The organism is Methanosarcina barkeri str. Wiesmoor (assembly GCF_000969985.1).
GTDB classification, from domain to species: domain Archaea; phylum Halobacteriota; class Methanosarcinia; order Methanosarcinales; family Methanosarcinaceae; genus Methanosarcina; species Methanosarcina barkeri_B.
The window spans coordinates 930,063-942,642 of sequence record NZ_CP009526.1 but is presented as its reverse complement, the minus strand read 5'-3'; the positions used below and the strand labels follow the sequence as shown (position 1 = coordinate 942,642).

Sequence of the window (12,580 nt, the reverse complement as noted above, 5' to 3'; positions counted from 1 at the left end):
TTCTTACTACGGAGTTTATTATTTTTAAGTTTATTAATTTCAACGGAGATATACTTCCGGCAGATATAATATGAAGATTAGCTGGATTAACATGAAGTTTAAGCTAGATTCTCATATAAATATTAGCTGTTAGGCCGAAAAAAGATTTTTAAAGTAAACCTGAAAGCTGGATGCATAAAGAGATAAAGTTCATCGAGTAATTAGATATAAATCTCATGATAATTCGGCAGTTTTACTCATGCCGATAAATTCTATAATTACCGGATTCAATTACCGTATTCAGTTACGATTCAATTACCGTATTCAGTTACCGGATTTAGTTACCAGATTCAGTTATCGGATATAGTTGTCGAACTCTGGTCTTATGAGACAAAATAAGATTTCAAGTATATATGAATTAAGGGATTTTTGAAGTATATTCTGAAGAATGAACCTCTTTTGATTACATTCAGAAAAATGAACCTCTTTTGACTATATTCAGAAAAATGAACCTCTTTTGACTATATTCAGAAAAATGAACCTCTTTTGACTATATTCAGAAAAATGAAACCTCCTTTTACTTGAGAACTCACTCATTTTCAAACTCTTCGATATTATCCTCAAAAGAGATCTCTTTTGACGTTCCTCCAAGAGAAGCTTCAAGAATTTTCTTTGTTCTTTCCTTGCATTTATCCAGCACTTCTTTCATGTCACCGATCACATCGATTCCGGCAGCTCCGGAATGTCCACCGCCTGTGCCGTTGTATTCGTTACTTACATCTTCCATTAGCTGTCCAAGGTTAACCCCGGCATTTACGGCATCACGCTTTGCTCTTGCACTTATCCTGACGCTTTCACCTTTGGATGTACCAACAAAAGCAATATCTGCGCCGATATTAATGAGCATGGAAGATGCAGATCCTCCGAAAGAGCTGACATGGGAAGATGCTATCAACATATCCTGCACCCTATCGAGCTCGACACGGCTTGCGGCTTTCAGGATAGCTATACGCATGGAAATATCCTGTGGGGTAGCAGCCATAAGGTCCAGCACTTCCCCATACTCAACGCCGCTGTTCTCTATGATTTTTGAGACTGTTCGGAACGTAGCTGCCGATGCATGTTTGAAATGCCCGGTATCCGTTACGATTCCTGTGAGCATCCCTATCCCCACCCGCCGGTTAATAGGTGCTCCCATTGCTTTTAAGATATTGTAAACTATTTCTACGGTAGAAGTACTGTTCCTGTGCAGGAAGAATTCGGCATTTTCTGTCAGAGCAGTAGTTGTATGGTGATCGATCACGCAATACCTGGTAAGCTCCAGATCATTTAATTGCGCTTTTGTGGAGGTATCAACCACAACGACAAAACCATAATCAGCCGGATTGGGTTTATCCACAACTTCAATGTCAAGTCTATCTATAAGCACAGCAGCTACACGGTTACAGCCGTCCACAAGTCCGACAGTGCCTCCAATAGCTTCGGAAAGGGCAAAAGCACTGCTAACCGCGTCCGGATCTGCATTCCGGTGGCACAAATACAAAATATTCCGATAGTCAAGGAGCCGGTTGAAAAACTCCGCTTCATCAACTTCCATTGTCCACTCTGGCTATCGTTTTTACAGGCATTGATCTCCCTGGATTCAAGAATTTTGAGATTTTTGCATGGTCTTTTATGACTTTTGGCAAAGCTATACTTTATTTAATATTCCTTTATGCTGGAATGAAAAATAAAATTATTGTGCCCTGGGTCCTAAGGCCTGCTGAATCTGCTCCTGAAGCTGTTTAAATCGAGATGTGAGCCTTTCTTCCTGCCTGGATATGGATTGAAGCCTGAGTGAGAGTGTTTCTTCCCTGTCTTTCAGTTTTGTAATGGACTCTTCCTTGCTCGTTTTTATTACTAACTCCCCTACATTACGATAGACTACTGCGTCGTCAGCGAGTCTTCCTAGCTCGTCAAGAGCCATCTTGGACTCTTTTTGCATAGCTTCAACCTGTGATTTTTGCATAGCCAGAGCCTGTATCTGCTGCTGTATTTGCTGAAGCTGTGCTATCTGATTCTGAATTTGAGGAGGTAATTCTGCAGTCATATGATTTTCACCTGAGTCCTCAATAAACCTGAAGGGATTTTAATGTTTCTGTCCTTACAGCTTCTGAAAAGTTTCCCATTTCCATTTGAAATTAATCTTGAGCCCTTTTGTCAGAAATAAAAATAACAGATTAATTCTGAATACTTGAATAGCGAACAGTATAAAATTTGTTGATATTAAGAATATCTGAAGTATATCTGAAGTATATCTGAAGTATAAATGACCTGGTTAATCGCCAATCAGAGGATTTGAAAAAAATTGCTTTAGAATGAATAATTATAAAAGAACCGCTTATCAAAAAAGATCGTAAAAAATCATTTATCAAAGAGTTTGTAAAAAAACATATAATAAAGGGAAATAATAAAGGGATAATTATAATTAACCTTATTAAATTATAATTTGTCTCATTAAGATCAATTTGAACTTTAAATTAATTGATATTCAGGAGATATTCGAAAATGGAAAAAGGCGGAAACCTTAAAAAAATAAAATCTCTGCTTGAAAAATTCACCAATGCTCATGGGATCTCAGGCTTTGAGGACGACATCCGAAAACTCCTTGAAAAGGAACTTGAACCCTATGTTGATACCATGCGCAAAGATTGCATGGGAAACCTAATAGCTCTCAAAAAAGGAAAAGGCCCTTCCATAATGCTGGCTGCCCATATGGATGAAATCGGGCTTATGGTCAGGTATATTGATGATAATGGCTTCCTCAGGTTTGTCGGGATCGGAGGATGGTTTGACCAGACCCTTCTTAACCAGAGAGTTGTACTTCACGGCAAAAAAGGTCCAATTCCCGGAGTCATCGGGTCCAAGCCTCCTCATGTAATGAAAGAGGATGACAGGAAAAAGCCCGTGAAGCTGGACGATATGTTCATCGATATCGGAGCAAAAGACAGGGAAGATGCTGAGAACCTTGGAATTGAGATAGGTACGGCAGTTTCTATTGACCGGGACTTTGTGCCTCTGGCAAACGGAAAGATAACTTCAAAAGCCCTTGACAACCGTGCAGGCGTTGTTATCCTTATTGAGGTTATGAAACGGCTTTCCAAACATAAAGTTGGAGCAAATGTCTATGCCGTAGGCACTGTCCAGGAAGAGGTAGGGTTAAAAGGAGCAAGAACCTCTGCCTTTGGGGTTTCTCCAGACCTTGCGCTTGCCCTTGACACAACTATTCCTGGAGACCATCCGGGCATTACTAAAACCGATTCTTGCCTGGAAATCGGGAAAGGCCCTGTAATTACATTAGCCGATGCGTCCGGAAGAGGCCTTATAGCTCACCCACAGGTTATTAAGTGGCTTAAAGAAACTGCTACTGAAAATAAGATACCTTACCAGCTTGGCGTTGGTTCGGGAGGCACAACCGATGCAACCTCAATACACCTTACAAAAGAAGGTATCCCTACAGGTACAGTCAGCATAGCCACACGATACATCCATTCACCTGTTGAAGTCCTGGATGTGGCAGATATTGACGCGTGCGTTTCCCTTATTGTGAAAGCAATAGAAAACGTAGGCAAATATTTCTGAAGCCCTTTTGAAGTAACTGCAATAGGTAATTTTACGCAAGAGTCGCATACACTTTGCTTTTTGTGTTGCGGGAAAAACTCTTGCAGTTTTATCATTTTCTCATTTTTTCTCTTCTTTTTCTTCTTTTCTCCTACTTTTCTCTTTTTTCCCTAACTTCTTTACTATATTTATTTTTAATGTTTTGAAGAATTGATCATAGAAAGAGATTATTCCTTTTAAAGTAGAATACGTTGTTAACTGGAAACTAATATAATTATCTATATTGTTTACCTCACAGATTTACAACGACTTGAAAAAAATTGTCATAATTTTCAGAATAAAATAAAACTGTTATTAACACATACTCAATGTCAGGGCAATCCTCAAGTCAGGGCAATCCTCAAAGTAAATTACAACAATTTTCGGATAGGCTCTTACTGAAGTAACACAGAAGCAGGCTGTATATTCAAAGTCTAATTTAGGAAAAATAGCAGGTTGAATATGAAGCTTTACCTAGAGTCACAAAGAGTAAAACACGGTAGAAGTTTTTGGTAAGACGATAGACATTTTCAATCGCGCGTTAATTTTTGATAAATTAACTATTGAAATTTAATTTTTTGGATTTTATTATTATAACTAAACTCAGCAGCATTAAAAAAGTGATTAGTAGTAATATTGGAAAGACAAAACCAAATTTTGTTGGAATTAAATAAACAGTGGTAACTATTAAAAATAGAATTATCCCTAACCACTTGTTTGGTTTATTTACAAAATATTTATTATTGCTACACTTGTAGAGTATATGTAATATAAAAAATCCTAATATGTATAAATAGAAAAGAAGAGATGTAAATAAACTTGACCAATAAAATATTCCTACCCATGCCATTTTTCCATTGAAAGAAATAGCATCTAAAAAAAGAGTTAAATCACCATTTAACATTGGTACGATAAGATAAATAAGACTTGAAGCTAATAAATCTAAAGATAAAAATAAAACTAATGTTTTTCTAGATCCTGATATTGCTTTGTTTAGCATATAGCGGGTTTCCAATATACTAAGAGAATCGGTAAGTACATTTAGAAAGAAAAACGGAACGAGTTCATATAAATTATTATCTTTTAAAAGTGGAAATATTAAATCATGTTTGAGTAAAGACCATAGTACAATTGTAATAAATGAACTTATTATTACAACCAATGGTGAAATTTTAAAAAATGATTTGTATTTTTCCATAGCTGAGAAAACAATATACATATAAGCTGTAGGGAAAAATACAATGATAATGAGTATTAAACTGATTAAACCATAAAATGTTATAAATTCAGAATACCCAAAATGGAGGAGGGGCATATCGGGAAACCCGCCACTTGTTATTAATGATTTGGGAGTTAGTTGAATAATTATACCCATTGCTACAAAAAAGATAGCAAAACCTATTGCCCAACACATACTGGCAAAAACACATTTTTTTAAAGAAATCTTTTCATTTTGATATTCGCTATAAGGGTTATTTTTTAATTTTAATTTATACTTTATAGAATATGTTAAATGATCATATAAATTATCAAGGGTAAGGATGCTTTCTTTAAATCCGATAGGACCACCAAATATACTTAAAATAACAAAGAGAAGACCAAATACTGAACTAAATGATAAAACCTGTATTGTGTTTGTGTATTTTAGGGTATATCCAAACAAGGTAAATAAAAATACAACTCCCCAACAAATAAAAATAGAACTCCATAAAAAATTAGAAATTGTGGGATATTTGAGGGTATCGGAGTAAAGATTATCAAATATATCAATAAATATTTGACAGACGTTTTTTATATAGAAATAATTAAAGTGTACACTTTGTTTGAGAATATTTTTCATTTTTATATTCACTAGGTCGTCGTCATCGTTAAAATACTGACCAAAAGTTAGACATAGACCAGCAATTAAAGCATAAGTTGTAATATCAAATATCATTTACACTCTGCAATAATTCTTATTTTATTTTGATAAATAGAAGGTCTTTACTGAGTTTATTTGCTTATATTTAGCATTCTCGAGTCTTAAATTATAATATCCAGGATCTAACGAAGTTGTGTTAATATCAATTTTATATTCTCCTGCATCAATTGCTTTCCCAGTCAAACAGCCATTAGATTTTAATGTATTATTTATTTGATTATTTGAATCACTTGAACTCAAATTTAAAGAAGATATTCCTTTTAAGGTCCCAGGCTTTTCACTCGATAATGTTATAAGCAATCCTGTATCAGGCCCTCCCATTTTTACAGGAATATCAACTAGATGTCCTATTTTATACTCTGAATCAGTATCATAAGATATATGTCCAATTTTTAGAGTTCCATCATAGGATGTTATAGCTAATACGCCGGAGAGTATAAGACAAAAAACAAATAATAAAGAAGTAACCTTTGCTATTGGTATAAATATATCGTGTATGAACAATGGTTTATCTTCAGATAAGTGGAAATAATCGGGAATAATACCATGGTAGAAGAAACTGAATATAATTAGAAAAATTGTTAATAATAAGAAACCGAATGTAAATATAATCGCCCACGGTATATTAGGCATGAGTAAATTCATACCGCATAATGGCACAAAAACAACACTCGCCAAAAGAAAAACAAAAACAATTTTGAGTATGATGTAATCACCATCAATATAATATCTAAATGTAAGTGAGCGTTTAATAAAATAAAATACTATAGCAATAAGAAGAAATGTAATAAGGTAAGGGTACCATATTCCTAAAAAAAGGTAAAGTTTTTCTGGAATAGGAAATGTTAAAAAATAATTTATGCATCTGGTTATTTCATCTAAGGTTGGAGTAATGTCCATAAGTTCAATCCTTCTAAATTAGGACCAATTGAATCTTTTTATTATTAACTTTTTCTATTTTATTATGAATGCATACTTACTTGTTTTTTAAACTCGGTTGTTCTATTAATATAGGAATACACAAGTTTCCACTCCCATTAGCCCATCTAGTTAGAGTAAAAGCATATACGGAAACACGATTTCACAAGAAACTGATTTTCAGGTCTGCTCCATTTTGATCCGCTGTTTTGTGAATGGTGAGTACTTAATAACTTTACCGACTTTAGTTGTCCGTTTGTAGTTATCTATAAAATCCGAGTAGTCGTATATGTCATCTGGTGTAAGTGTTTGTAGATCCTTATCACCACAACAATTAATAAATGGTGTGAGGTAGCTTCAGCCGTTGCGATGGTTGCTTCTTCAAGTCCATCGGCTTTGCACTTTCTTAAGTAGTTCGTTAAGATTTTCTGGTTACCTATGATGGTATAATTGAGTTGATACCAGATTAACAGTATAGGTTTCTTCATTTGTTAACTGGAAACTAAAAATACTATGGTCTACCTATTGAGGAAAAGTTTCAGAGAACCACGGCGTAAATTTGGATACCTTCCTGAAAAAGCCGGGTTCCTGAGAAAAATATATGTAATATTTGTATTAATAGATTGGAGCTTGCAAAATAGGACATAATATTATAAAATGACAAGTATTATATAGATATTATTTTCCTGTATTGCGAAGAAACTATCTCAATAAAAAAAATACTGAGGGATTATATTATTCGAAAATGTCCGCTTTCTGGATACTACTTTGAGAGACGGTGAACAAACACCTGGCGTTGCCCTTACAAAGGACAAGAAGCTTTTAATCGCCCGAGCGCTTGATGAAATGGGGGTCTCAATAATTGAGGCCGGTTCTGCAATCACTTCCAAAGGTGAAAGGGAATCTATCAGAGCTGTTGCAAATGCAGGGCTTAACGCTGAAATTTGCAGCTACTGCAGGATCGTAAAGTCCGATGTTGACCGTGCTCTGGAATGTGATGTTGACTCTATCCACCTTGTAGCACCTGTTTCAGACCTTCATATAAAGACGAAAATCAAAAAGGGTCGGGATGCAGTAAGGCAGATCGCAGTTGATGTAATTGAGTATGCCAAGGACCACGGCCTGATTGTGGAATTGAGCGGGGAAGATGCCTCGCGCGCAGACCCTGAGTTTCTAAAGACCATCTATGCCGACGGAATAGATGCAGGCGCTGACAGGTTATGCTTTTGCGATACTGTAGGCCTTCTGGTACCTGAAAGGACAACCAAAATTTTCCGGGACCTGTCTTCTTCACTGAAAGCTCCTCTTAGCATTCACTGTCACAATGATTTCGGTTTTGCAACTGCGAACACGGTTGCTGCCCTGGCTGCAGGGGCAAAACAGGCCCATGTAACAGTTAATGGGTTAGGTGAAAGAGCTGGAAACGCATCCCTTGAAGAAGTAGTAACGAGCCTGGAATGGCTCTACAAGTATAATACAGGTATCAAACATGAGATGATCTACCGGACTTCAAGGCTTGTAAGCCGGCTTACAGGAATTCCCGTATCACCAAATAAAGCTCTTGTAGGTGGAAACGCATTCACTCACGAAGCAGGAATCCATGTTCACGGCCTTCTTGCCGATAAGGCAACCTATGAGCCGATGACCCCAGAATATATCGGAAGGCAGCGTCAGATCGTACTTGGAAAACATGCAGGACGCAGCTCGATTACTCTTGCCTTAAAGGAAATGGGGCTTGTAGCTGACGATGCCCAGACCGAAGAAATTTTCAACCGGGTCAAGCAAATGGGTGACCAGGGAAAACACGTAACTGATGCTGACCTGCACACCATTGCAGAAAACGTACTTGATATTTACAAGGAACCTCTGGTAAAAATGGAAGAGTTTACCATTGTGTCAGGAAACCGTGTGACTCCAACGGCATCGATAAAACTTAACGTAAAAGATAAAGCTATTGTACAGGCAGGAATCGGAAACGGGCCTGTAGATGCTGTAATCAACGCAATCCGGAGAGCTGTACGTTCCTGTGCGGAAGATATTATCCTTGAAGAGTATCATGTAGACTCGATCACTGGCGGAACCGATGCCCTTGTTGAAGTAAGGGTAAAACTTTCCAAGGATGGAAAAGAAGTTACCGCAAGCGGAGCCAGGACGGACATAATTATGGCCTCCGTAGAAGCTGTAATGAACGGCATGAACCGCCTTATCCGGGCTGAGTGATTTCAAAAGAATGAACTTAAAAATTTATCAGGAGGGCTTCTCTGTCCTCTTCTCTTTTTCCTGCTGGAAAAATTCTTGAAATCACGCAATGCTGATATTTCTGGATCAGGAAAAACCTTATCCATATATACATGATTGATTATGATATATTTACAGAATTAATAACGAAAAAATGTGAGTGTGAGAGATAAATATTTCTAATGAACACACCCTTACTGGAAATGTACTCATCTTCAGGTGAGTCCCCAGTTAAATCACCATTAAGAAATAAAAAGGAGTTAAATAATGACAACCGGGTCAACAGAAAAAGTTAATGGCGCAAGGGCTCTGATTAAGTGCCTGGAAGAAGAAGGTGTTGACACCATCTTCGGATATCCAGGAGGGCAAATCATCCCCTTCTATAACGAAATTTATGATTCGAATCTGCGCCATATACTTGTGCGTCACGAACAGGCAGCAGCTCATGCTGCGGACGGGTACGCCCGTGCAACTGGAAAGACCGGGGTCTGTGTTTCTACCTCAGGTCCCGGAGCAACCAACCTGGTAACAGGAATTGCTACTGCATATATGGACTCAGTACCTATTGTAGCCTTAACAGGACAGGTACCGACCTTCCTGATAGGTAACGATGCTTTCCAGGAAGCCGACATTAAGGGAATTACCCAGCCCATTACCAAGCACAACTACCTCGTACAGGATGCAAACGAACTCCCGAGAATCGTAAAAGAAGCCTTCCATATCGCTTCTACCGGAAGGCCTGGCCCGGTATTAATTGACCTTCCAAAGGATGTACAGAACGCGGAGATCGACTTTTACTATCCTGACAAAGTAGAGCTTAGAGGATATAAGCCAACTTACAAAGGCAACACCCAGCAGATCAAACGAGCCGCCGAGGAAATTGCAAATTCCTGCATGCCTATTATATACGCAGGTGGCGGTGTGATAAGTTCTAATGCCAGCGCTGAGCTTGTAGAGCTGGCTGAGACAATTAATGCTCCGGTTACGACTACTCTCCTGGGAATTGGTGCAATTCCGACTGAACACCCACTGCATGTTGGGATGCTTGGAATGCACGGGACCAAGTCTGCAAACTACGCTATCCAGGAATCTGATCTTATTATTGCCGTGGGCGCAAGGTTCGATGACCGTGTGACCGGAAAGCTCGAGTCCTTTGCCCCCAATGCAAGGGTTATCCACATCGATGTCGACCCTGCTGAGATCTCAAAGAACGTAAATGTCCAGATCCCAATCGTCGGAGACGCAAAACAGGTACTTAAGTCCCTGAATAAATATATCAAGTGCTGCAAATCCGAAGCATGGCTTGAAAAGATAAAACAGTGGAAGAAGGAATATCCACTTACCTATAAACAGATGTCATCTGATGTCATAATGCCTCAGTTTGTCATCGAGCAAATATCTGAGGCTTGCAAGGACGCAATTATAGTTACTGAGGTCGGGCAGCATCAGATGTGGGCTGCTCAGTTCTTCAAGTATAAAAAACCCCGCACTTTCATTACATCAGGCGGTCTTGGCACAATGGGCTACGGTTTCCCTGCAGCCATAGGAGCAAAAGTTGGCAAGCCGGATAAAACGGTTATTAACATTGCAGGTGATGGCTCTTTCCAGATGAACTCTCAGGAGCTTGCAACTGTAGTCCAGAACGACATTCCGGTTGTTTCTGTGATCATTAATAATGGTTATCTGGGTATGGTCAGACAGTGGCAGGAACTGTTCTATGACAAACGGTATTCCCAGACATTTATTAAGGGCAGTGTTGACTTCGTCAAACTTGCTGAGGCCTATGGGGCTCTTGGACTGCGTGCGGAAAGGCCGTCTGAAGTAAGGCCTGCAATTGAAGAAGCTGTCAATTCAGGTAGGCCTGCTGTTGTCGAAGTGATTGTTGAATGCGAGGCAAATGTTTATCCTATGGTGCCGGCAGGAGCTGCAATCAACGAAATCCTTGATATTGAAGAGCATGCAGACACTCCCTGCGCTATGCCCAATCTGCGTACGGCAAAAACTGATAGAGTTCTCGACCTGGAGGAACAGTAATGAAACATACACTGGCAGTCCTTGTGGAAAATAGGTCTGGAGTCCTTTCCAGGGTGGCTTCGCTCTTTTCAAGACGCGGATACAATATCGAAAGCCTGGCTGTTGGAGTCACAGAGGACCCCAAAACCTCCAGAATGACTATAGTAGTTGATGGAGATGACCATGTGCTCGAACAGGTTACAAAACAGCTTAACAAACTCGTTGATGTGATCAAAGTTTCGGACATCGGAGGAGATGACTCTGTAGAAAGGGAACTCGCCCTCATTAAAGTTTCAGCCGACGTGAGTGCGAGGACCGAAATTATCCAGATTGCAAATATTTTCAGGGCAAGGATAGTGGACGTAGCTCCTAAATCCATAACTATTGAAGTAACCGGGGATGAAGCCAAAATTCAGGCAATTGAAAAACTCCTCAGGCAGTTCGGGATTAAGGAGATGGTCCGGACAGGTAAGATTGCTCTGGTTCGTGGCCCAAAGAAGGTTTAAATAATAAGGACAGGTAAAGAAAGGTAGCTGCTTAATTATTTTTACAGATTGGGGCAGCCAGAAGCGTTTTAGAACCCCCAAAGCTTCATTAAAAGTAGGCCTGGGTTTTCAGGCATCTCCTGAAACTTCAAAAGCTGTCCCTTTCTGAAGAAAGCAACTTCTTGAGAATCGACTTAAGTCAACTTAATTCTCAGGGAAGCGAACGGATCTCACAATTTATACTTCCTAAGATACTTCCCCAAAAAAGATTAGGAGCTTTGCTCAAAAACTAAAAAATTCATCAGGAGAATCTAATATGGCAAAGATAATTTATGATAACGAAACTACTTTTGATGCACTTAAGGACAAGACTATCGCAATAATGGGCTATGGAAGCCAGGGTCACGCTCACGCCCGTAATCTCCATGAATCTGGACTCAATGTTATTGTTGGACTCAGAAAAAGCAGCTCAAGCTGGGCAAAAGCCGAGAATGATGGCCTGAAGGTCATGACTGTGGCAGAAGCTGCAAAAGCTGCAGATGTTATCATGATCCTCCTTCCGGATGAAAACCAGGCCTCGGTCTATTACTCTGAAATTGCGCCAAATCTGGAAGCCGGTAACGCACTTGCTTTTGCACACGGCTTTAATATTCACTACAACCAGATTGTCCCCCCGAAAGACGTTGATGTTTTCATGGCTGCTCCCAAGGGACCTGGTCACATTGTAAGAAGAACCTACACCGAAGGCATCGGAGTGCCGGCTCTGATTGCAGTCTACCAGGACGCAACCGGAAATGCAAGGGAAATTGCTCTTTCATACGTCAAAGGAATTGGTGCAACAAGAGCAGGTGTCTATGAAACCACTTTCCGTGAAGAAACCGAAACCGACCTTTTCGGAGAACAGGTTGACCTGTGCGGAGGCCTTTCATCTCTTATCAAGACCGCTTTTGAAACACTTGTTGAGGCAGGATACCAGCCTGAAATGGCCTATTTCGAAACCTGCCATGAAGTCAAGCTCATTGTGGATCTTATCTATGAAGGCGGGCTTGAGAGAATGTGGCACTCCGTTTCAAACACTGCAGAATACGGTGGCATGACCGTTGGCCCCAGGATTATTAATGATGAGTCCCGCGAAGCCATGCGTGAAGCCCTGAAAAGAATTCAGAATGGCGAATTTGCCAAGGAATTCGTGCTTGAAGGCATGGTTAACCACCCAGTACTCAAAGCCATGGAACGCCAGGAAAAGGAACACCAGCTTGAGGTCGTCGGAAAGCAGATCCGTGCAAACATTCCCTGGCTCAACAGAGAGATTGACGACGACTGATTCTACAGTAATTGACAACCCGTAGACAGAAAATTCATAAATCTGGAAGTATAAAATTCAATC

10 protein-coding genes are annotated in these 12,580 nt (G+C 39.5%); 5 read left to right on the top strand and 5 right to left on the bottom strand.

Going from position 1 to position 12,580, the window contains the following annotated elements:
• Window positions 1-568: 568 nt before the first annotated feature.
• A complete protein-coding gene (locus MSBRW_RS04165; RefSeq protein WP_011305251.1) occupies window positions 569-1,576 on the bottom strand; it encodes a DHH family phosphoesterase in 1,008 nt (335 codons plus the stop codon).
• Between the two features lie 138 nt (window positions 1,577-1,714).
• Window positions 1,715-2,068, bottom strand: a complete 354-nt coding sequence (locus MSBRW_RS04160; protein ID WP_011305252.1) for a prefoldin subunit beta — start codon at window positions 2,066-2,068, stop codon at window positions 1,715-1,717.
• Window positions 2,069-2,526: 458 nt separating this feature from the next.
• On the opposite strand from MSBRW_RS04160, the gene MSBRW_RS04155 reads away from it, so the two are divergent.
• Entirely contained in the window at window positions 2,527-3,600 is a 1,074-nt protein-coding gene (locus MSBRW_RS04155) for a M42 family metallopeptidase (RefSeq protein ID WP_011305253.1), read from the top strand.
• A 574-nt stretch (window positions 3,601-4,174) separates the two neighbouring features.
• Here the strand turns inward: MSBRW_RS04155 and MSBRW_RS04150 are convergent.
• The 3 genes from MSBRW_RS04150 to MSBRW_RS21740 all read right to left on the bottom strand — a co-directional run bounded on the left by MSBRW_RS04150 (window position 4,175) and on the right by MSBRW_RS21740 (window position 6,945).
• Complete coding sequence (locus MSBRW_RS04150; RefSeq protein WP_011305254.1) at window positions 4,175-5,554, bottom strand: hypothetical protein; 1,380 nt, start codon at window positions 5,552-5,554, stop codon at window positions 4,175-4,177.
• A 24-nt stretch (window positions 5,555-5,578) separates the two neighbouring features.
• Window positions 5,579-6,439: a hypothetical protein gene (locus tag MSBRW_RS04145; RefSeq protein ID WP_011305255.1), complete on the bottom strand. Its 861-nt coding sequence runs from the start codon at window positions 6,437-6,439 to the stop codon at window positions 5,579-5,581.
• Window positions 6,440-6,723: 284 nt separating this feature from the next.
• Window positions 6,724-6,945, bottom strand: coding sequence for a hypothetical protein (locus tag MSBRW_RS21740; protein WP_155398109.1), 222 nt, complete (start codon window positions 6,943-6,945; stop codon window positions 6,724-6,726).
• A gap of 241 nt (window positions 6,946-7,186) precedes the next feature.
• On the opposite strand from MSBRW_RS21740, the gene MSBRW_RS04140 reads away from it, so the two are divergent.
• The 4 genes from MSBRW_RS04140 (at window position 7,187) to ilvC (ending at window position 12,517) form a co-directional block, all read left to right on the top strand.
• Window positions 7,187-8,677 (top strand): (R)-citramalate synthase, encoded by a 1,491-nt coding sequence (locus MSBRW_RS04140; protein ID WP_198137195.1) that lies wholly within the window; start codon window positions 7,187-7,189, stop codon window positions 8,675-8,677.
• Between the two features lie 285 nt (window positions 8,678-8,962).
• Window positions 8,963-10,729 (top strand): acetolactate synthase large subunit, encoded by a 1,767-nt coding sequence (locus tag MSBRW_RS04135; protein ID WP_011305257.1) that lies wholly within the window; start codon window positions 8,963-8,965, stop codon window positions 10,727-10,729.
• Entirely contained in the window at window positions 10,729-11,214 is a 486-nt protein-coding gene (gene ilvN / locus MSBRW_RS04130; RefSeq protein ID WP_011305258.1) for an acetolactate synthase small subunit, read from the top strand. The genes MSBRW_RS04135 and ilvN overlap by 1 nt, the downstream gene beginning before the upstream one ends.
• A 295-nt stretch (window positions 11,215-11,509) precedes the next feature.
• Window positions 11,510-12,517, top strand: a complete 1,008-nt coding sequence (gene ilvC, locus MSBRW_RS04125) for a ketol-acid reductoisomerase (protein ID WP_011305259.1) — start codon at window positions 11,510-11,512, stop codon at window positions 12,515-12,517.
• The last annotated feature ends 63 nt before the right edge of the window (window positions 12,518-12,580 follow it).